17 protein-coding genes are annotated in these 20289 nt (G+C 60.6%); 5 read left to right on the top strand and 12 right to left on the bottom strand.

The genetic code is table 11. From position 1 onward, the window contains the following. Positions 1-92: 92 nt before the first annotated feature. From holA to leuS, 3 genes are all read right to left on the bottom strand, one after another. The gene (holA, locus tag QMX98_RS20935) at positions 93-1130 is read right to left on the bottom strand and encodes a DNA polymerase III subunit delta (RefSeq protein ID WP_221107460.1); all 1038 of its coding nucleotides are present in this window, start codon (positions 1128-1130) and stop codon (positions 93-95) included. A 39-nt stretch (positions 1131-1169) separates the two neighbouring features. Continuing rightward, a complete protein-coding gene (lptE, locus tag QMX98_RS20930) occupies positions 1170-1775 on the bottom strand; it encodes an LPS assembly lipoprotein LptE (protein ID WP_077749947.1) in 606 nt (201 codons plus the stop codon). A gap of 89 nt (positions 1776-1864) precedes the next feature. Further along, entirely contained in the window at positions 1865-4471 is a 2607-nt protein-coding gene (gene leuS / locus QMX98_RS20925) for a leucine--tRNA ligase (RefSeq protein ID WP_282411332.1), read from the bottom strand. A gap of 279 nt (positions 4472-4750) precedes the next feature. On the opposite strand from leuS, the gene QMX98_RS20920 reads away from it, so the two are divergent. Continuing rightward, positions 4751-5071 (top strand): hypothetical protein, encoded by a 321-nt coding sequence (locus QMX98_RS20920; RefSeq protein ID WP_010467377.1) that lies wholly within the window; start codon positions 4751-4753, stop codon positions 5069-5071. A gap of 104 nt (positions 5072-5175) precedes the next feature. Next, positions 5176-5934, top strand: coding sequence for a YdcF family protein (locus tag QMX98_RS20915; RefSeq protein WP_010467378.1), 759 nt, complete (start codon positions 5176-5178; stop codon positions 5932-5934). 140 nt (positions 5935-6074) lie between these two features. On the opposite strand, the gene lnt is transcribed toward QMX98_RS20915, so the two are convergent. The 5 genes from lnt to miaB form a co-directional block, all read right to left on the bottom strand. After that, positions 6075-7598, bottom strand: coding sequence for an apolipoprotein N-acyltransferase (gene lnt / locus QMX98_RS20910; protein WP_077749950.1), 1524 nt, complete (start codon positions 7596-7598; stop codon positions 6075-6077). Positions 7599-7612: 14 nt separating this feature from the next. Beyond that, entirely contained in the window at positions 7613-8452 is an 840-nt protein-coding gene (locus tag QMX98_RS20905) for an HlyC/CorC family transporter (RefSeq protein WP_010467380.1), read from the bottom strand. Between the two features lie 5 nt (positions 8453-8457). Continuing rightward, positions 8458-8952 carry an rRNA maturation RNase YbeY gene (ybeY, locus tag QMX98_RS20900; RefSeq protein ID WP_010467381.1) on the bottom strand — a complete coding sequence of 165 codons (495 nt, stop codon included), beginning with the start codon at positions 8950-8952 and terminating at the stop codon, positions 8458-8460. Then, positions 8945-9949, bottom strand: coding sequence for a PhoH family protein (locus QMX98_RS20895; protein ID WP_282411331.1), 1005 nt, complete (start codon positions 9947-9949; stop codon positions 8945-8947). The genes ybeY and QMX98_RS20895 overlap by 8 nt, the downstream gene beginning before the upstream one ends. Positions 9950-10155: 206 nt before the next feature. Beyond that, on the bottom strand, positions 10156-11484 hold the full coding sequence (miaB, locus tag QMX98_RS20890) for a tRNA (N6-isopentenyl adenosine(37)-C2)-methylthiotransferase MiaB (RefSeq protein WP_010467383.1): 1329 nt from the start codon (positions 11482-11484) through the stop codon (positions 10156-10158). A gap of 134 nt (positions 11485-11618) precedes the next feature. Here miaB and QMX98_RS20885 point away from each other — a divergent pair, with 134 nt between their 5' ends. Then, complete coding sequence (locus QMX98_RS20885) at positions 11619-11948, top strand: DUF1820 family protein (RefSeq protein ID WP_007894425.1); 330 nt, start codon at positions 11619-11621, stop codon at positions 11946-11948. A gap of 179 nt (positions 11949-12127) precedes the next feature. Here the strand turns inward: QMX98_RS20885 and QMX98_RS20880 are convergent, their stop codons facing one another. From QMX98_RS20880 to QMX98_RS20865, 4 genes are all read right to left on the bottom strand, one after another. Continuing rightward, positions 12128-12682 (bottom strand): tetratricopeptide repeat protein, encoded by a 555-nt coding sequence (locus tag QMX98_RS20880; protein WP_282411330.1) that lies wholly within the window; start codon positions 12680-12682, stop codon positions 12128-12130. Between the two features lie 226 nt (positions 12683-12908). Next, positions 12909-14192 carry a glutamate-1-semialdehyde 2,1-aminomutase gene (hemL, locus tag QMX98_RS20875; protein WP_010467385.1) on the bottom strand — a complete coding sequence of 428 codons (1284 nt, stop codon included), beginning with the start codon at positions 14190-14192 and terminating at the stop codon, positions 12909-12911. 15 nt (positions 14193-14207) lie between these two features. After that, complete coding sequence (gene thiE, locus QMX98_RS20870; RefSeq protein ID WP_010467386.1) at positions 14208-14831, bottom strand: thiamine phosphate synthase; 624 nt, start codon at positions 14829-14831, stop codon at positions 14208-14210. Between the two features lie 32 nt (positions 14832-14863). Then, positions 14864-15661, bottom strand: coding sequence for a hydroxymethylpyrimidine/phosphomethylpyrimidine kinase (locus QMX98_RS20865; protein ID WP_010467387.1), 798 nt, complete (start codon positions 15659-15661; stop codon positions 14864-14866). Between the two features lie 417 nt (positions 15662-16078). Between QMX98_RS20865 and QMX98_RS20860 the strand changes: the two genes are divergently transcribed. Continuing rightward, entirely contained in the window at positions 16079-18463 is a 2385-nt protein-coding gene (locus tag QMX98_RS20860) for a hybrid sensor histidine kinase/response regulator (RefSeq protein WP_282411329.1), read from the top strand. 73 nt (positions 18464-18536) lie between these two features. Further along, a complete protein-coding gene (locus tag QMX98_RS20855; RefSeq protein ID WP_282411328.1) occupies positions 18537-20186 on the top strand; it encodes an acyl-CoA dehydrogenase family protein in 1650 nt (549 codons plus the stop codon). The last annotated feature ends 103 nt before the right edge of the window (positions 20187-20289 follow it).

The following is a 20289-nucleotide window of genomic DNA, read 5'->3' as shown; positions in this document are numbered from 1 at the left end:
CCCGTTGGACTGCGCAGCGGTCCCCTGCTTTCAGGGATAAGCGGGGTCGCTTCGCAACCCAGCGGGAGCAAGCTCCCTCGCCACAAAAAACCTTACTCCGCAGGCAACGTCAGCCGTTGGCCCGCCATCAGCAACGACAACCGACTCAAACTCATCCACGGTGACCCGGCAGCCTGACCCTTGATCTGCGCATCAATCCGCTGCGCTTCCAGCAACAACTGCGCCCAGCGTTGCGCCGGATAGCGTTGCAGGGCTTTGCTCATCAGCGGTTTGCGCTTGTCCCAGACCGGCGGTCGAGCCTGGCTGAAGGCTTTGTCCAGCGGCACACCCTGGCTGTATTGCAGCGAAAGGTTGGCCAGCAGACGCAGCTCCCGGGCCAGCGCCCAGAGAATCACCGGTGGCTCGACGCCTTCACCCCGCAACCCTTCGAGGATGCGCAGGGCATGGGCGGCTTCGCCGTTGAGAATCGCGTCGGTCAGGCCAAACACATCGAAGCGCGCACTGTCGGCCACTGCTGCTTGCACGGTTTCGACGGTGATCTGGCCACTTTCGGCCATCAGCTTGAGTTTTTCGATTTCCTGGGCAGCAGCCAGCAGGTTGCCCTCGACCCTCGCGGCAATCAGTTCCACGGCGTCCTGGCTGGCGGAAAGCCCGGCCTGGGACAACCGTTGACGAATCCAGCTGGGCAACTGGTTGGCATCCACCGGCCAGATCTGCACGAACTGCGTCTGCTGCCCTTCGACCAGCGCCTTGCCCCACTTGGTCTTCTGTGCACTGCCATCCAGCTTGGGCAGGCTGATCAGCAGCACCGTGTCTTCGGCCGGGCGCGAGCAGTACTCGATGAAGGCAGCGGCGCCTTTGTCACCGGGTTTACCGGAGGGCAAGCGCAGCTCCAGCAGGCGCTTTTCAGCGAACAGCGACATGCTTGCACCGGCTTGCAGCAACGTCCCCCAGTCGAAACTGGCGTCGGCGGCGAAGACCTGGCGTTCGTCGAAACCCTGTTGGCGAGCGGCGGCACGAATGGCGTCGGCGGCTTCCTGGCACAGCAGCGGGTCATCGCCGCTAATGACGTAGACCGGCGCGAGGGCACCTTGCAGGTGTTTGGCGAGTTGGGCGGGGGCGAGTTTCATAAGAAAGGGCGAACGGGGCGCCTGGGCGCCACGTAAGTCTTATTGCTGCGGGATTTCGATAGGCGACTGACGCGGGGTTTCCGCTTCAGCTTTCTGCGCCGCTTCCAGTGCCTGGGCTTCGGCTTTTGCCTTGGCGTCGGCGGTCTGTTGCAACTGATCCAACTGAGTCGGCGTGAGTTGTGACAGGCGCAGCATCATGCGTTGAACCAACTCGCGACGGGTTTCTGTGCGAGCCGTATTGGCTTCCTGGTCAGAACCCACCAGGTTGTTGCCGTCGTGGATGAAGATCTTCTGCACTTCGAGCTTGTCGCTCAGCAGCGGCAGGCCTTGCGCACCCCGGATGTCGTAGCTCAGCACGGTGCTCACCTGATACTCGCCAGTACGGCCGGCACCGGCGTAGCTGAGGATGCGCTGGCTTTCCTGCTCATCCGTCAACACAAGCTTGTACGGCGCTCCGGCGTAAACCTTGACGCCGCTGCTTTGCAATACCTGACGCAATTGCGTCACGGTTTCGCCGTAGGCGTTGCGGGCGCTCAGATCGAGCTCCCTGATCGCCATTTCATTGGTGCCGGTGCCGCGCAGCTGGAACCCGCAGGCGCTCAACAGGACCGCGAGGCCCATCACCAGCAAATTGCGTTTGATCATCTTGTTGCTCCCCTTGAAACCATGTGGGCCGATCGTGCGGCCCGAAAGGTTTTACTCGGCGCCAGGCTCACCTGGCGCCTGATCCAATTTTAGCTGGCGACGATATTGACCAGTTTCCCGGGCACTACAATCACTTTACGAATAGTCAGGCCGTCGACGAAGCGCAGCACGTTCTCGTTGACCCGGGCAGCGGCTTCGACTTCTTCGCGAGTCGCGGTCGCCGGCATTTCGATCTGGCCGCGCAGCTTGCCGTTGACCTGGATGACCAGCGTCAGGCTGTCCTGCACCAGCGCGGTTTCGTCCACCACCGGCCAACCGGCGTCGATCACCGGGCCAGCGTGACCCAGTTGATGCCACAGCTCGTGGCTGATGTGCGGGGTGATCGGAGCCAGCAGCAACGTCACGGCTTCCAGACCTTCGTGAACCAGTGCGCGATCCTGTTCGGTGCTTTGCGCGGCTTTTTCCAGCACGTTCATCAGCGTCATCACCTGGGCGATGGCGGTGTTGAATTTGTGGTTCTGGCCGACGTCGTGGCTGGCCTGCTTGATGGCCAGGTGGATCGAACGACGAATGGCTTTCTGCTCGTCGTTCAGGCTGGCGACGTCCAGTTTGCCCGGCAAACCCTGAGTGACATGGGCTTGAGCCAGGCGCCAGACGCGCTTGAGGAAACGGTGCGAACCCTCGACGCCAGAGTCGGACCATTCCGCGCTCATGTCAGGTGGCGAGGCGAACATCATGAACAGACGGCAGGTGTCGGCGCCGAACTGGTCGATCATCGACTGTGGGTCGACGCCGTTGTTCTTCGACTTGGCCATCTTCTCGGTGCCGCCGATTTCCACCGGCAGACCGTCTGCAATCAGCTTGGCGCTGATGACCTTGGCCTTGCTGTCGCGTTCGAGTTCGACGTCCGCCGGGTTGAACCAGGTGTAAGCACCGTTGGCTTCACGACGGTAGTAAGTCTCGGCGATCACCATGCCCTGGGTCAGCAGGTTCTTGAACGGCTCGTTGGAGCTCACCAGGCCTTCGTCGCGCATCAACTTGTGGAAGAAACGCGCGTACAGCAGGTGAAGAATGGCATGTTCGATACCGCCGATGTACTGATCCACCGGCAACCAGTGGTCAGCCGCCGATTTTTCAACCAGACCGCCTTCATAGTGTGGCGAGGCGTAACGGGCGTAGTACCACGAGGACTCGACGAAGGTGTCCATGGTGTCGGTTTCACGCTTGGCCGGTGCGCCACATTTCGGGCAAGCACACTCGTAGAACTCAGGCATGCGCGCCAATGGCGAACCCGCGCCGTCCGGCACCACGTCTTCCGGCAGTACCACAGGCAGTTGATCTTCCGGGACCGGCACATCACCGCAGGTGGTGCAGTGGATGATCGGGATCGGGCAGCCCCAGTAGCGCTGACGGCTGATGCCCCAGTCGCGCAGGCGGAACTGGGTGCGCGAGGCACCGAGGTTTTTCTTGATCAGCGCCACTTCAATGGCGTCGAACGCGCCAGCGAAGTCGAGGCCGTCGAACTCGCCGGAGTTGATCAGCGTGCCGTGCTCGCCGTAAGCGTCCTGCCATGGAGCCGGGTTGGTATCACCTGCACTTGTGCGCACCACGGACTTGATCGGCAGGTTGTACTTGGTGGCGAACTCGAAATCACGTTCGTCGTGAGCCGGAACCGCCATCACCGCGCCATCGCCGTAGTGCATCAGCACATAGTTGGCGACCCACACCGGGAGCTTCTCACCGGTCAGCGGGTGCTCGACGAACAGCGAGGTCGGCAGGCCTTTTTTCTCTTGGGTGGCGACGTCGGCTTCGGCAACGCTGCCGCCCTTGCATTCAGCGATGAACGCTTGCAGCTCAGGGTTGTTCTGCGCGGCCAGGGTGGCCAGCGGGTGTTCGGCGGCCACGGCGACGTAAGTCGCGCCCATCAGGGTGTCTGGACGGGTGGTGAAGACTTTCAGCGCGCCGGTTTCACCGATGGAATCGACGTGGTACGGGAACTGCACTTCCATGCCGCGGGATTTGCCGATCCAGTTGCGCTGCATGGTCTTGACCTGTTCAGGCCAGCCCGTCAGTTCGTCGAGGCTCTCCAGCAGCTCATCCGCGTAGGCGGTGATCTTGAAGTAGTACATCGGGATTTCGCGCTTTTCGATCAGCGCGCCGGAACGCCAGCCGCGACCGTCGATCACCTGTTCGTTGGCCAGGACGGTCTGGTCGACCGGGTCCCAGTTCACGGTGCCGCTTTTCTTGTAGATCACGCCTTTTTCGAACAGGCGAGTGAACAGCCATTGTTCCCAGCGGTAGTAATCAGGCTTGCAGGTGGTCACTTCGCGGGACCAGTCCACCGCGAGACCCAGGCTGCGCAGCTGGGTTTTCATGTAGGCGATGTTTTCGTAGGTCCACTTGGCGGGCGCTACGTTGTTCTTCATCGCGGCGTTTTCCGCCGGCATGCCGAAGGCGTCCCAACCCATGGGTTGCAGGACGTTCTTGCCTTGCATGCGCTGGTAGCGGGAGATCACGTCGCCGATGGTGTAGTTGCGCACGTGCCCCATGTGTAGCTTGCCGCTGGGGTAAGGGAACATCGACAGGCAGTAGAACGTCTCCTTGCCTGGCTGTTCACTGACTTCAAAGGACTTTTGCTCGTCCCAGAACGATTGGGCGGCGGCTTCGATTTCACGGGGCTGATATTGTTCGTGCATGGCTACTTTTGAACTGAATAGGGGTGGCCTAACCCTCTTCAATGCAACGCTGGACGGTGACGACGCCAAATCGACGTTTCAGTGCCCGAACGAGCTGGAAGTGGAGTTACAGGAAGCGCCGTAGCATACATGACCGCACTCTACCGAGGGAAACCCTGATTACTGCCGCGCGTCTTGCGAAAACTGCCGCGAGGGCCGTTGGTCGCGGCATCCAGCCGGTTTGTTCATGGAAGCTAAGCTCTAAATGGGGAGCGAGTCTTATCTTCAATGAGGTGAGGGATGGTTGAGTCACAGCAAAAAGTCACGAAACCGCAGCTGTACGAAAGACTGATCGATCGTCTGGGGATGGCCCTGGACGCTGCAAAAACCGCTGACCGGCTACGCGATGAGCGTCCCCTGGAGCTGGAACTGCGTGGTTTGAGCCCCGCAGAGTTTGCACTGGTCAAAGCCTATCTGGATCGCAGTGAACGTGAGACGCACGGATGCTTGTCTGCAGCAGTGAAGCAACTCGACGCACCACGTTCGGCCAAGATCATCTGGCTCAAGGACAAGGCACCTGGCAGGGACGCGGAAAAGGTCCGGTCTCTGCAATTCAAATAACGGCTGCAAGCCATTACCCATGTTTTTTAAAGCATAGTCCTTCCGCATTTGTTGTCGCATTGCGTCAACCCACTTAGGCTTCGGGCATCTTATGGAGATGCTCGATGCCTTTTCGTTATTTCGTGAAACAACTTCTGTTGCCTCCCGGCATTCTTTTGCTGCTGTTGATGCTCGCGTGGTGGTTGCGCCGCTCAAGGCCGCGGCTTGCGGGTGTGTGCTTTGCCTTGGGGTTCGGCGGCTTCCTGTTAATGAGTTTGCCGGTGGTGGTGCAGTGGGGCGCCAAGGCCCTGGAAAGTGAGCCGCCACTGGCGCGCGAGGAATGGGCCACCCTGAGTCAGCGTGCGGATGCGATTGTGGTGTTGGGTTCGGGGCGTGAGCGGGGCGATATTGCCTGGGGGGCTGATCAGCCGACGGGCGTAGGTCTTGAGCGCGAACGGTATGCGGCACGCCTGGCCAAGGCCTCCGGGTTGCCCATTCTTACCAGCGGCGGCCTGCATTACGGTACGCCGCCGACCGAAGCGAAGTTGATGGCGGATTCATTGCTTGATGATTTTGGCGTCACCGTGCGCTGGCAGGAAGGGCGCAGCCGCACGACGTGGGAGAACGCGCAGTTCAGCGCCGAGGTGTTGCTGCCGCAGGGAATCAAACGGGTGGTGGTGGTGACGCAGGCCTGGCACATGCCGCGATCAGTCTGGAGCTTTCAGCAGGCGGGATTTGAAGTGGTGCCGGCACCGGTGGGCTTTTTAGGCGTGGACAACGCCCGGCCACTGGGCGGCTGGATGCCGGAATTCAAGTCGATCTGGCAGAGCGGGCAGTTGCTGAATGAGGCGGTGGGGCAGATCGGGTATTCAATGTTTTACTGATGACCTGTGGCGAGGGAGCTTGCTCCCGCCGGGCTGCGAAGCAGCCCTGAGTCCGGCTAATCCATTTCTGGCTGACAAAACGCATTAACCGGTATTGCGGCTGCTATGCAGCCGAGCGGGAGCAAGCTCCCTCGCCACAGTCAGACGGTCTTGGCCATCCGGTTCGCCACCAGTGCCCAGCCAAACAACAACACACAAACGATGATCAGCGGCCACGAGCGCCATTGCAGGTAAGGCGTCAGGTTGTGCATCGGCACGACTTCGCCGTACAGGATGCCGCGTTCGAACTGCGGGATCTGTACCGTGATCTGCCCGAACGGGTTGATCAGGCCGGTGACGCCGTTGTTGGTGGCGCGGATCATCCAGCGGCCCGCCTCCAGTGCGCGCATCTGCGCCATCTGCAAATGTTGCAGCGGGCCGATGGAGGTGCCGAACCAGGTGTCGTTGCTGATGGTCAGCAGCAATTCACTGCGGGCCGCCAGGCTGGCGGCGAATTCCGGGTAGACCACTTCGTAGCAGATGAACGGCGCGATCTGATAACCCTTGGCTTGCAGCATCGGCTGGTCAGCCGGGCCACGGGCAAAGTCGGACATCGGCAGGTCGAAGAACGCGATCAGCCCACGCAGTACTTCCTGCAACGGAACATATTCGCCAAACGGCACCAGCTTCTGCTTGAGATAAGTGCCGTCGCCTTCACCGAGGACGGTGATGCCGTTGAAGAAGCGCTTCTCGTGTCGGACTTCCTGACGGATCGGTACGCCGGTAATCAGCGCAGATTTACGCTCGGCGGCGAAATTCCCCATCATGTTCAGGTAGCCCTCGGCGGACTCCTTGAGCACCGGGACGGCTGTTTCCGGCCAGATCAGCAGGTCGACCCGTTTGGAGCTGAAACTCATGTCGCGGTACAGCGCCAGCTGCGCGTTGAGCTGCGCCGGGTCCCACTTCATGCTTTGTTCGATATTGCCCTGAAGGGCGGCAACGCTCAGCGCCGGGCCCGCCGGGCTGGTCCAGGCGTGTTCCTTCAGCGCCATGCCGGCCACCCAGGGGCCGACCAGCAGCAATACGCCAGCGGCGATGAAACCTTTACGGCCCGTGCGCACCAGGCGCATGGCGTTATAGATCAGCGCCGCCGTCAGGGCCAGGGTGAAGGAAATCAGCCACATTCCGCCGACGGGTGCGAGCCCGGCCAATGGGCCGTCGAGCTGGCTGTAACCGGAATAGAGCCATGGGAAACCGGTGAGAAACCAGCCACGAAAAGCTTCCTGGCCAACCCACAGCGCGGCAAACGCCAAGGCATCGGCCAGCGGCGCTTCGTTACGACGCAGCCAGCGCGCCCAGATCCAGGCCGGCAGGGCGAAGAACCAGGCAATCGCGGCCGTGAAGATCAGCATCAGGAAACCGGCCAGCAGCACTGACGCGCCGCCGAAGTGGTGAATGCTGTAATAGATCCAGCTGGTACCCGCGCCAAATAAGCCAAAACCGAAACACCAGCCACGGCCCAGGGCCTGGCGGGGACTCAGTTCGCGCAAGCCGGCATAGAAGAACCCGACCGCCAGCAATGCCAACGGCCAGATATCGAACGGCGCCAGGGCCAGGGTGGTGAGTGCACCGGCCGCCACGGCCAGCAGGTTACCGGGCCAGCCGGGGCGGGTCATACGATGCATTTCAATCCTTGGATTTATCGGGCGATAGGGGTCAGGCGCAGCAAGTGAATCCGACGGCTGTCGGCGTTCAGGATGCGGAAGCGATATGGACCGATTTCAGTGATTTCGTTGCGTTTTGGCAAGTGTCCGAACGCGCTCATCACCAGGCCGCCAACGGTGTCGAACTCGTCGTCGGAGAATTCGCTGTCGAAGAACTCGTTGAAGTTCTCGATCGGCGTCAGGGCCTTGATCAGGAAGTCACCGCTGGGCAGCGGCTTGATGTAGCTGTCTTCTTCGACGTCGTGCTCGTCTTCGATGTCGCCGACGATCTGTTCCAGCACATCTTCAATGGTCACCAGGCCTGCCACACCGCCGTATTCGTCAATGACGATGGCCATGTGATTGTGGTTGGCGCGGAACTCGCGCAGCAGCACATTCAGGCGCTTGGACTCGGGCACGAAGGTCGCCGGACGCAGCAGGTCCCTGATGTTGAAGCTGTCACCGTTCTCCTTGAGGATCAGCGGCAGCAAGTCCTTGGCCAGCAACACGCCCATCACATCATCGTGGCTTTCGCCGATGACCGGGTAGCGGGAGTGGGCCGAGTCGACCACGGCAGGCAGGAACTCGCGAGGTGTCTGGGTCGCCTTGATGCTGATCATCTGCGAGCGCGGGACCATGATGTCCCGTACTTGCAGGTCAGCGACCTGGATGGCGCCTTCGACGATGGCCAGCGCTTCGCTGTCCAACAGTTTGTTCTGGTGTGCGTCGCGCAGCAGCTCCAGCAGCTCCTGGCGGTTCTTCGGCTCGTGGGCAAAAGCCTGGGTGAGCTTACCCAGCCAAGACTTTTGCCCGTTGCTCGATCGATCTTCGCTCATAGCGATTACTCTGAATCCTTTGTTGTAACGATAGGGGTTGTGTCTGTTTCGTCGTCCGCATAAGGGTCGGGAAAGCCCAACTCGGCAAGCAACGTTCGTTCCAGTGCTTCCATTTCTTCGGCTTCGTCATCATCTATATGGTCGTAACCCAGCAGATGCAAGCAGCCATGAATCACCAGATGCGCCCAATGGGCCTTTAGTTCCTTGCCCTGTTCGGCGGCTTCGCGCTCGACCACGGCCACGCAGATCACCAGATCGCCCAGCAGCGGGATGTCGAGAAACTCGTCAGGCACATCGGCCGGAAACGACAGGACGTTGGTGGCGTAATTCTTTTGCCGCCAGGTGTGGTTCAGCTCGCGGGCCTCTTCGTCATCGACCAGGCGAATGGTCATTTCAGAGTCGGCAGTGCGCTGGCGCAGGGCCAGTTCGCACCATTGGCGGAACTCGGCTTCGCTGGGTGCAGGCGCCTCGGTAGCCAGTTGCAGATCAAGCTCAAGCATCGCGGCGACTGTCCTTTGGTGTTTCATCTGCCGCGCGATTCTCGAAGCGCTCGTAGGCTTCGACGATACGTTGCACCAATGGATGGCGCACAACGTCCTTGGGCTTGAAATGGGTGAAGCTGATACCCGGCACGTCTTTGAGTACTTCAATCACATGGTGCAGCCCGGACTTGGTGCCTTTCGGCAGGTCGACCTGGGTGATGTCACCGGTGATGACGGCCGTGGAGCCGAAGCCGATCCGGGTCAGGAACATCTTCATCTGCTCGACGGTGGTGTTCTGGCTTTCGTCGAGGATGATGAAACTGTTGTTCAGCGTGCGACCGCGCATGTAGGCCAGTGGCGCAACTTCGATCACCTGGCGCTCGATGAGCTTGGCGACGTGTTCGAAGCCGAGCATCTCGTAGAGTGCGTCGTAGAGCGGGCGCAGGTATGGGTCGATCTTTTGCGACAGGTCGCCGGGCAGGAAGCCAAGCTTCTCGCCCGCTTCAACCGCCGGACGCACCAGCAGGATGCGGCGAATCTGCTCGCGTTCCAGCGCGTCTACCGCGCAGGCAACGGCCAGATAGGTCTTGCCGGTACCGGCCGGGCCGATGCCGAAATTGATGTCGTTACCGAGGATTTCCTTCACGTAGCGCAGCTGATTCAAGCCGCGAGGGCGAATCATGCCTTTTTTGGTGCGCAGAGCGACGGAGGGTTCGGACGGGGAGACGTTGTCCAGCTCTTCGACGGCCGATTCCTGCAGGAACAGGTGAACCGTGTCCGGCGACAGCTCTGTACCTTTGGTTTCCCGATACAGACGACGAATCAGATTTTCCGCGGAGGTGGTGTGTTTGGGCTCGCCGATCAGCTCGAACTGGTTTCCGCGGTTGCGGATCTCGATGGTCAGGCGCTGTTCGATCAAGCGCAGATGCTCGTCGAATTGCCCGCACAGATTGGCGAAGCGACGGGCCTCAAAGGGCTCGAGGATAAAACGATGTGGTTCTATGGGTGCGTTCAAGGTCGTATTTAGCCGCCCTGGGGCAATTAAGATGAAATCAAGGATAACGCCAGTGGGCTGGGTGCGAAAGCTCTTAAATAATCCAGCGCCAAACACCGGCCCTGTAGGAGCGAAGCTTGCCCGCGAAGGCGGTATTTCAGACGACTCATGTGGTGAGTGTCAGTCCGCCTTCGCGGGCAAGCCTCGTTCCTACAGGTTTTACGGTGTTACGAAATCAGCGAGCCCCGCAGCGAGTGCGGCTGTGCGGCGTCGATGTGCACGTCGGCGAACTGGCCGATCAAGGTCGGATTGTCGCAGCGGAAGTTGACGATCCGGTTATTCTCGGTCCGGCCTTGCAGTTCGCCGGGGTCTTTTTTCGAATAATCCGTGACCAGAATCCGCTGGATCGAGCCGACCATTTGTCGGCTGATCTCGAAACCTTGCTGGTTCAAGCGGTGTTGCAGCGCGTTCAACCGTTCTTTCTTCAGTTCTTCCGGCGTCTCGTCGGCCAGATCCGCAGCCGGGGTGCCAGGGCGCTGGCTGTAGACGAACGAGTAGGAGAAGTCGAAACCGACGTCTTCGATCAGCTTCATGGTCTGTTCGAAGTCTTTCTCGGTCTCGCCCGGGAAGCCGACGATGAAGTCCGAACTGATGCAGATCCCTGGGACAGCTGCCCGCAGCTTGCGCAGTTTGGATTTGTATTCCAGCGCGGTGTGATTGCGTTTCATCGCCGAGAGAATGCGGTCCGAGCCCGATTGCACCGGCAAGTGCAGGTGTTTTACCAGTTCCGGCACGTCGGCGTGGGCCTGGATCAGGCTGTCGGAGAACTCCAGCGGGTGCGAGGTGGTGTAGCGAATCCGGTCGATGCCATCGACGGCGGCCACCACACGAATCAGCTCGGCCAGATCGGCCAAACGTCCGTCGTGCGTGGTCCCGCGATAGCCGTTGACGTTCTGGCCCAGCAGCGTCACTTCGCGCACGCCGTTTTCGGCCAGGTGCATGATCTCGGCAATGACGTCATCAAACGGCCGGCTGACTTCTTCACCGCGGGTATAAGGCACCACGCAGAAGGTGCAGTATTTGCTGCAGCCTTCCATGACCGACACATAAGCGCTCGGGCCATCGATGCGCGGCTCGGGCAGATGGTCGAATTTTTCAATTTCCGGGAACGAGACGTCAACTTGCGGCAGCTTGGTGGCGCGCGCGGCGTCGATCATTTCCGGCAGGCGGTGCAGGGTTTGCGGGCCGAACACCACGTCCACATACGGCGCGCGATCGCGAATGGCCGCGCCTTCCTGGCTGGCCACGCAGCCGCCGACGGCGATCACCATGTCCGGGTTGGCCAGTTTCAGTTCGCGCCAGCGGCCGAGCTGGGAGTACACCCGGTCCTGGGCGCGTTCACGAATGGAGCAGGTGTTGAGCAGGATCACGTCGGCGTCTTCAGCGCGAGCGGTCACTTCCAGGGCCTGATGTTCACCCAGCAGATCGACCATGCGCGAGCTGTCGTACTCGTTCATCTGGCAACCGTGGGTTTCGATGTAAAGCTTCTTGGCCATGGACAGTGTCATCACGTGATTCAAAGAACCGCGCATTATAGGGAACATGTCCCAAGGTTCCTACCGCTGTGCGTCCGGCGGCTATGCTATAGTTCGCGCCCTCATTTTTATCCCCTATGTGTTGCCCGCCCACCATGACCAAACGTGAAGCCCCAATCTACAAGGTGATTTTCCTCAACCAGGGCCAGGTGTACGAAATGTATGCCAAGCAGATCTATCAAAGTGATCTGTGGGGCTTCCTGGAAGTGGAAGAGTTCGTCTTTGGCGAGCGCACGCAAGTGGTCGTCGACCCGAGCGAAGAGAAGTTGAAAGCTCAGTTCGAAGGCGTGGTGCGCAGTTTTGTGCCGATGCATTCGATTGTGCGCATCGACGAAGTGGAACGCCTCGGCACACCGAAAATCAGCGAAGCCCGCGGCGCGGTCGGCAATGTCATGCCGTTTCCGATGCCGATGCCTGAGAAGTAAGCAGGAAAGCTTTTGAAATGAACTGGGTTGTTTGTGGCGAGGGAGCTTGCTCCCGCTGGGGCGCGAAGCGGCCCTAAACTCTGCAAACACCGTTTTTCTGATTCACCGCATTGTTTGACGTTACGACTGCTGCGCAGCCGAGCGGGAGCAAGCTCCCTCGCCACAGGGGCCTGCGTCAATCAGGGCAGCGGCGAAAACGGCGTACGCCCATCGGCGCTCTGCAATTCCATCAGGTATTTACGGAAGATTTGCCCAAGCACCTGAGTCGCCATCTCAAGGTCTTCGCGGGGCATCTTCTCGGCCACTTCGTCGGCCGTATCCAGTGCCTCTTCAGCACCGTTGACCGCGGCCATTTTCAGCACGATATACGCCTGAACGTTATTGGCCGGTACGCCTTCGCCGTGAAAGAACATGGTGCCGAGTTTGAATTGCGCCTGTGCGTGGCCTTGCAACGAAGCTTTTTCAAAATAGCCCAGGGCCTTATTGAGGTCGCGCGGGGTGTTTTTGCCGTCGTAGTAGAACTCACCTAACTCGTATTGCGCTTGTGCATCCCCTTCATCCGACGCTTTCTGGCAGGCAGCGAGCGCTTGCATCAGGTCTTGCGGCTGAGTATTGAGGGTGCAGCGACCCATCGCTGGGATTAACAACGAGTTGCCGCCTGCTTGTGCGAGCGCGAGCAGGGGCTGAAGGAGCAACAGGCAGCCCAGTGCAAGGGCGCGGCCGGTGCGGTTCATGGGAATCGACTTACCTCTGAAGGGCGCGCGGACCCATCGAGGGGATCCAATAAGCGCGCATTATGAAATAAGCAGGGCCAACCTTACAAAGTCTTTACTCGTTTTTCTGCTGCACGGGGAATATATCGCCCGATTGACGGGGGATTATTAGCAGAAGCGTAGGAATAAAGGTGTAAATCCAGGTGAAAGCTGACGCTGGCAATCGCCAACGTCAGCGGGCACAGCGTTATTTCAATGCGGCGAAGGCACGCTCGGCGGCATCCAGCGTCAGTTTCAACTCGGCTTCGCCATGAGCGATCGAGGTGAAGCCGGCTTCGAAAGCGCTTGGTGCCAGGTACACGCCGCCCTCGAGCATCAAGTGGAAGAAACGACCGAACAGCTTGGCGTCGCTGGCCATCACGTCATCGAAAGTCACGATGTCGTCGGCACCGCTGAAGTACAGGCCAAACATACCGCCAGCCTGCGTGGTCACGAACGGAATGCCAGCAGCATCGGCGCGCTGTTGCAGGCCATCGAGCAAGCGGCTGGTGTAGTCGGTCAGCTCGTCGTGGAAACCGGGACGGCTGATCAGGCGCAACGTCGTCAGGCCCGCCGCCATTGCCAATGGGTTGCCCGACAAGGTGCCTGCCTGATACACCGGACCCAGTGGCGCGATGTGCGACATGATTTCGCGCTTGCCGCCGAAGCAGCCGACCGGCATGCCGCCACCGATGATCTTGCCAAAGGTGCTCAGGTCCGGCGTCACGCCGAAGTGCGCTTGTGCACCGCCGAGGGCAACTCGGAAACCGGTCATCACTTCGTCGAAAATCAGCACTACGCCGTGTTTGTCGCACAGGGTCCGCAGGCCTTCGAGGAAACCTGGCGCCGGCGGAACGCAGTTCATGTTGCCGGCCACCGGCTCAACGATGATGCAGGCCACGTCCTGGCCGACGTCAGCGAGCATGGCTTCGACCGCGTCGATGTCATTGAACGGCAGAGTCAGGGTGTGCTTGGCGAAATCCGCCGGCACACCGGCCGAGCTCGGCACGCCTTGGGTCAGCGCGCCGGAGCCGGCCTTGACCAGCAGGCTATCGGAGTGACCGTGATAGCAGCCTTCGAACTTGATGATGTTGTCGCGACCGGTGAAACCACGGGCCAGACGGATGGCACTCATGGTCGCTTCGGTGCCGGAGCTGACCATGCGCACCATTTCCATCGACGGCACGATCGAGCAGACCAGGTCGGCCATCTCGGTTTCCATCGCGGTCGGGGCGCCGTAGGACAAGCCGTGCTCCAGTTGTTTACGCACAGCATCCAGCACGTCCGGGTGGCTGTGACCGAGAATCATCGGGCCCCAGGAACCGACGTAGTCAACGTAACGCTTGTCGTCTTCGTCGGTGACGTAGGCGCCTTCGGCGTGTTTGAAGAACAGCGGCGTGCCGCCCACACTTTTGAACGCGCGAACAGGCGAGTTCACGCCACCGGGGATGTGTTTTTGGGCGTTGGCAAACAGGGTTTCGGAACGAGACATGATCGGGCTCTCAAATCAGATTTTCAGTAATTCGTTAAAGGCGCGGGCACGGCGTGTCACTTCAGCCGTGCTCTCGGCGCCAAACAGGCCATGCACCACCGCCAGCAAGTCGACCCCGTGGGCCACCAGCGGGGCGGCGTTGTCGAGGGTGATGCCGCCGATCGCGCAGATCGGCAGGTGCAGTTTGCTGCGGGCCTGGTCCAGCAATTCGAGGCTGCAGGTCGGTGCGCCGGGTTTGGTATTGGAATTGAAGAAGCGGCCGAAGGCGACGTAACTGGCGCCTTCCTTGGCTGCTTGCTCGGCGAGTTCGAGTTGCGCGTGACAGGTCGAACCGATGATCGCCTGGCGACCGAGCAGCGCACGGGTCGGCGACAGCGGGCCATCGGTCTGGCCCAGGTGTACGCCGACATTCAGGCGAGCGGCCAGTTCGGCGTCGTCATTGATAATCAGCTGAGTCTTGTAGCGGTCGCACAGATTGCGCAGGGCTTCGGCCTCACGCAAACGTCGGGCCTCGTCGCTGCTTTTGTCGCGGTATTGCAGCAGGGTGACGCCGCCTTCCAGCGCCGCCTCCACGTACGAAAGAAATTTACCGGCCAGCAACTGGCTGTCGGTAATGGCGTACAGGCCACGTAGTTTCATCGGACAAGCCTCACCGCAGTGCGAATAGAAAGTTACGAACAGAAATCCAGCGGCAGGCGACGCGGCACGAACTGGCCTTTGCCCAACTGCTCGGCATCCCGCAGGGTACGCCACGTGTAGTTAAGCGCGGTCTGCACGGCACTGACGAGATTTTCACCCTGGGCCAGACGACCGGCCAGGGCGCTGGCCAAGGTGCAACCGGAGCCGTGATAACTGCCGGGCAAGCGCTGGCAAGTAAAGGTTTCGCGGTGACCATCGCGGCTGTACAGGCGATTGTGGATTTCGTGTTCGTCGCCATGGCCGCCCGTGATCAGCAGGTGCTTGACGAACGGCAGGAGTTTTTCAGCGCACTCGTCCGCGGTGCCTTCGGGCAGTTCGGCGAGGATGCGGGCTTCGGGCAGGTTAGGGGTGGCGATGATGGACAGGGGCAGCAGGCGTTCGCGCATGGCGTAGCCGACTTCATCCTTACCCAGGCGTCCGCCGCCACCGGCGCGCAGCACCGGGTCGCAGACCACCGGCAAGTGCGGGTGCGCCGAGAGCAGTTCGACCACGGTGTCGACCATCTCCAGGGAACCGAGCATGCCCAGTTTCACGGCAGCGACTTCGGAGTCGTTGAGCACGGCGTTGGCCTGGGCCAGCACCCACTCGCGGTCGAGCACGCGAAAGTCAGTGACGTTGACCGTGTCTTGCACGGTCAGGGCGGTGACGGCCGGGGCCGCATGACAACCCTGGGCGAGCAGGGCTTCGATATCTGCCTGCAAGCCGGCGCCACCACTGGGGTCGTGGCCGGAGAGACAGAGGACAACGGGGCGAGAGCTGTAGATATTCATGGTGCGCGAGCTTACCACCAAACATCGATTTTCGGGTGCAGTGGTCGCCAGCTCTGCCGATACATTGTGGTGAGAGGGCTTGCCCCGTTCCGCTGCGAAGCCGTGGTGAATCTGGCGACGCAATGTTACCGACCGAATGCAAAGGGTGGGGCGCTGCGCACCTCCATGTGAGCAAGCAACCTCGCCTCAGGTGTTGCATGTAGCCATAAGCTGACCGTGTAAACAGATTTTCCTGAAGTTCGTCGCTGGAACGCCCGTACTAGAGCCATTGCAGGAAAAATTTCAATGGTGCTCAATGGCCATCAGCGGCTATGCTAGAGTGGATCCAAACCAATAACAGGTAATACCGGTTTTACGTCTACTCAAAGGGAATGAGGGGCTTCCTGAGATAACCGGACAGGCCACGCTGGGGCTTAAATGCGCTATTTGCTGATGTTGCTGTTGTGCTTGCCCCTCATGGCGAGCGCCGTCGAATTCGATGAATTCACCCAGAGCCTTCCCCTGGGCCGAACCCTGCAGGTCTACGAAGACGCGGGCGGTCAGGCGACCATCGCCGATGTCCGTGCGCAAGCCGCGGCCGGTAACTTCAAGCCCCACGATAAAGCCACCCTCAACGCCGGTTACTCGCGTTCGGTGTTCTGGCTGAAAATCGATCTGCATTACCGTCCGTCGAACCCGGCGGCGCAACGGACCTGGCTGCTGGAACTGGCCTATCCACCCCTCGATCACCTCGATCTCTACTTGCCCGATGCTGGCGGTGACTTTCGATTGGCCCGGCAAACAGGCGATGCGTTGCCGTTTGCCAGTCGCGAGTTCCGCCAGAACAACTACCTGTTCGATCTCGATTTCCTGCCTGACCAGGCGCAAACCGTGTACTTGCGCCTGCAAAGCGAAGGGTCGATCCAGGCGCCCGTCACCTTGTGGTCGAGCACCGCTTACCTCGAAGAACAGCCGGTCCGCCTTTATGTGCTGGGGCTGATTTATGGCGTGTTGTTGGGGATGCTGGTCTACAACCTGTTCATCTACCTCAGCGTGCGCGACACCAGCTATCTCTATTACATCTTCTACATCGCTTCCTTCGGCCTGTATCAACTGTCAGTGAACGGCGCAGCCGTGGAGTATTTCTGGCCGGACAATCCGTGGTGGGCCAACGCCGCGACGCCATTCTTCATCGGTTGTGCTGGACTGTTCGGCAGCCAGTTCGCCCGCAGCTTCTTGCAGACGGCCAACCACAGTCGCTGGCTCGACCGTTTACTGTTGGCGCTGGTGGCGTTCAGTGCGCTCGTGGTCGGGTTGTCGTTGATGACCAGCTACGCCTTGGCCTTGCGCCTGGCAACAGCCTTGGCGTTGGTTTTCACCGTGGCGATTTTCATCGCCGGGCTATGCGCCTGGCTGGGTGGCTTGCGGGTGGCCCGATATTTCATCATTGCCTGGTCGGCCTTCCTGCTCGGCGGCATCGTCAACACCCTCATGGTGTTGGGATACCTGCCGAACGTGTTCCTGACCATGTATTCCAGCCAGATCGGTTCGGCCATCGAAGTGGCGCTGCTGTCCCTCGCCTTGGCCGACCGCATCAACGCCATGCGCGAGCAGCAAGCGCAGACGCTGTTCGATGCCGGTCAGAAACTCGAGGTGCTGAACCAGCAACTGGCCCACAGTAACAAGCTCAAGGATGAATTCCTCGCCACCCTGACCCACGAATTGCGCACGCCCATGAACGGTGTGATCGGTTCGCTGGAGTTGATGCAAACCGTCGAGATGGACCCGGAGCTGGAGCAATACCAGCAAACCGCCGCCGGCTCCGCACGGGACATGATGCGCATGGTCAACGGCATCCTGACCCTCACCGAGTTGCAGGCCGGCAAGCTTAAAGTCATCCCGGCAACGTTCAGTCTGCGTGGCGTGGTCGACACCTTGCGCACCCAATTCGAGGGCAATGCTTCAGGCAAGTCCCTGGACTTCAAAGTCGAAGTGATGCCGGGCCTGCCGGATCGCTTGAACGGTGACAGCGCCAAGTTGGCGCAATGCCTGGAATGCCTGCTGGATAACGCCATCAAGTTCACCCGGGTCGGCGGGCTGGCCCTGCGCGTGACGGGCAAACCGGTGGAAAACGGCCGGGTGTCGCTGTCGTTTGCGGTGATCGACACCGGTATCGGTTTTACCGATCTGGGAGAGGCGACGCTGTATCAGCGCTTCTTCCAGCTCGATGGCTCGATGACCCGTGAATACGGTGGCCTGGGCGTAGGCCTGGCGATCTGTCGGCAACTGGTCGAATTGCTCGGCGGACGCCTCACCCATCGATCCGAGCCCGGCAGCGGCAGCCGTTTCCAGTTGGACGTCGAGTTCGAACTGCCTGTGGTCGAGCGGCCGGCAGTGCCCTTGATGACCCGCGAGTTTCCGCGTCTTCGATTGCCACAGGACTGCACGGTGCTGCTGGTGGATGACAACAGCATCAATCAATTGGTGATGCGTGGCATGTTGCTCAAGCTCGGGTTCCGGGTGCGCGCCACCGACAGCGGCGCTGCCGCGCTCGACCTCTTGCAGCGTGAAAGCTTCGATGCTGTCCTGCTCGATGGTCAGTTGCCGACGCTGGATGGCACCGCCTTTTGCTGCCAGATCCGCGGCTTGCCGGGCTGTGCCGACTTGCCGGTGTTCGTGATTGCCGTGAGCGCCGACCGGGAGCGCTGCCCGACGGGAGCCTTGATCGATCACCTGAGCAAACCGGTGAAATTCGAGGATCTGCAAGCGGCGCTCTATCGCCGGGTACTCTGTTCGGGGCAAGGCGAAAGCGCCGACATTTAGGCGGGTATGACACTTTGTTCGGCCAAGAGGCGGTGCTTAACTGAATCCCTTGGCTGACCAAAGGAGCCCCGTCATGAACCTGCATCAGTTCGCCGAAACCCACGAAGTCACCAATCAGCCCCCGTCGCTGGACGGCGCCAACCTCTATCGCATCGACCTGCCTTTGCAAGAATGGTCTCGGCGTTTCGGGGCGGGTTGGGCCGAGTCGCGGATCGACGCTTATGGTGCATTGGCCGGCGGGCCGCTGATGGAAGCAGGGTTCCTGGCCAATCAGAACAAACCGGTGTTCGTCAGCCATGACCGATACGGGCATCGCATCGACCTGGTGGAATTTCACCCGGCGTATCACCAGTTGATGCGCACGGCGGTCGAGCACGGCTTGACCTCATTACCCTGGGCACATCCGCAACCTGGCGCCCATGTGGCTCGCGCGTCGATGACGTACCTGCACAGCCAGGCCGAAGCCGGCAGCGGTTGCCCGTTGACCATGACCTTCGCCAGCGTCCCGGCGATGCGCCTGCAACCGGACCTGGCCGAGCAGTGGCTGCCGAAAATCCTCTCGACCGAATACGACCCGCGCAATGTCGGCATGGCCCACAAGGCCGGTGTCACCATCGGCATGGCGATGACCGAGAAACAGGGCGGCACCGACGTGCGGGCCAACACCACCAAGGCGTACCCGGTCGGCGCCAGTGGCCCGGGCCAGGCTTATGAATTGGTCGGACACAAGTGGTTCTGTTCCGCGCCGATGTGCGATGCCTTCCTGACGTTGGCGCAGACCGACAAGGGCCTGACCTGTTTCCTTCTGCCGCGCCATCGCCCGGACGACACGCGCAATCAGTTCTACATCCAGCGCCTGAAGAACAAACTCGGCAATTGCTCCAATGCCTCCAGCGAAGTGGAGTTTCGTGGCGCGCTGGCGTGGATGGTCGGTGAAGAAGGGCGCGGTGTTCCGACCATCATTGAAATGGTCGCGATGACTCGCTTCGATTGCATGGTCGGTTCCAGCTCGCTGATGCGTCAGGCGCTGACCCAGGCCAGCCATCACTGCGCACATCGCATGGTCGGCGGCAAGTTGCTCAGCGAACAGCCGTTGATGCAAAACGTACTCGCCGATCTGGCGCTGGAAAGCGAAGCGGCCCTGGCCTTGAGCCTGCGCATGGGCAAGGCGCTGGATCATCTGGATGACAGCCACGAAGCCAAATTCGCCCGGTTGGTGACGGCGGTGGGCAAGTACTGGATCTGCAAGCGCGCGCCGGCAATGATCAACGAAGCCGCCGAATGCATGGGCGGTGCGGGCTATGTCGAGGAAAGCATCCTCCCGCGCCTCTACCGTGAGGCACCGGTCAATTCGACGTGGGAAGGTTCCGGCAACGTGCAGTGCCTGGACGTGCTGCGGGCGCTATCGAAGGAGCCAGGTGTGCTTGATGTGTTGTTCCGCGAGTTGGGTGATGGTCACGGCGATAAGCGCCTGGCTGCGCACATCAGCCAGTTGCAGACGGCGTTCAAGGACACCAGCGACATTCAATACCGTGCGCGGCAGCTCACTGAAGACATTGCGCTGGGGCTTCAGGCCAAACTGTTGCTGGAAGCCGGCAACTCGGCAGTCAGCGATGCGTTCATCGCCAGTCGCCTCGGCTCGGCCGGTCGGGTGTATGGCGCGTTGCCGCGTGGGCTGGATGTTGAGGCGATCGTCGCCCGCTCGACTCCGCAGGGTTTTTGACCACGATGGCATGAACCACACAGAACCCCTGTAGGAGTGAGCCTGCTCGCGATAGCGTTGGCACATCCAACATCTATGTGACTGACAAGCCGTTATCGCGAGC

Source organism: Pseudomonas sp. PS02303, assembly GCF_029959925.1.
Classification (GTDB): domain Bacteria; phylum Pseudomonadota; class Gammaproteobacteria; order Pseudomonadales; family Pseudomonadaceae; genus Aquipseudomonas; species Aquipseudomonas mandelii.
Note: the sequence above shows the minus strand (reverse complement) of the source record. Positions and strands in the feature narration are given on the sequence as shown.

Excerpts from the sequence above, each read along its gene's own strand:
- QMX98_RS20860 (WP_282411329.1), top strand. The coding sequence starts at position 16,079 with ATGCGCTATTTGCTGATGTTGCTGTTGTGCTTGCCCCTCATGGCGAGC.
- leuS (WP_282411332.1), bottom strand. The coding sequence starts at position 4,471 with ATGCACGAACAATATCAGCCCCGTGAAATCGAAGCCGCCGCCCAATCG.
- lptE (WP_077749947.1), bottom strand. The coding sequence starts at position 1,775 with ATGATCAAACGCAATTTGCTGGTGATGGGCCTCGCGGTCCTGTTGAGC.
- QMX98_RS20915 (WP_010467378.1), top strand. The coding sequence starts at position 5,176 with ATGCCTTTTCGTTATTTCGTGAAACAACTTCTGTTGCCTCCCGGCATT.
- QMX98_RS20885 (WP_007894425.1), top strand. The coding sequence starts at position 11,619 with ATGACCAAACGTGAAGCCCCAATCTACAAGGTGATTTTCCTCAACCAG.
- holA (WP_221107460.1), bottom strand. The coding sequence starts at position 1,130 with ATGAAACTCGCCCCCGCCCAACTCGCCAAACACCTGCAAGGTGCCCTC.
- QMX98_RS20920 (WP_010467377.1), top strand. The coding sequence starts at position 4,751 with ATGGTTGAGTCACAGCAAAAAGTCACGAAACCGCAGCTGTACGAAAGA.
- QMX98_RS20905 (WP_010467380.1), bottom strand. The coding sequence starts at position 8,452 with ATGAGCGAAGATCGATCGAGCAACGGGCAAAAGTCTTGGCTGGGTAAG.
- QMX98_RS20865 (WP_010467387.1), bottom strand. The coding sequence starts at position 15,661 with ATGAATATCTACAGCTCTCGCCCCGTTGTCCTCTGTCTCTCCGGCCAC.
- ybeY (WP_010467381.1), bottom strand. The coding sequence starts at position 8,952 with ATGCTTGAGCTTGATCTGCAACTGGCTACCGAGGCGCCTGCACCCAGC.
- QMX98_RS20855 (WP_282411328.1), top strand. The coding sequence starts at position 18,537 with ATGAACCTGCATCAGTTCGCCGAAACCCACGAAGTCACCAATCAGCCC.
- thiE (WP_010467386.1), bottom strand. The coding sequence starts at position 14,831 with ATGAAACTACGTGGCCTGTACGCCATTACCGACAGCCAGTTGCTGGCC.
- lnt (WP_077749950.1), bottom strand. The coding sequence starts at position 7,598 with ATGCATCGTATGACCCGCCCCGGCTGGCCCGGTAACCTGCTGGCCGTG.
- QMX98_RS20880 (WP_282411330.1), bottom strand. The coding sequence starts at position 12,682 with ATGAACCGCACCGGCCGCGCCCTTGCACTGGGCTGCCTGTTGCTCCTT.
- hemL (WP_010467385.1), bottom strand. The coding sequence starts at position 14,192 with ATGTCTCGTTCCGAAACCCTGTTTGCCAACGCCCAAAAACACATCCCC.
- miaB (WP_010467383.1), bottom strand. The coding sequence starts at position 11,484 with ATGGCCAAGAAGCTTTACATCGAAACCCACGGTTGCCAGATGAACGAG.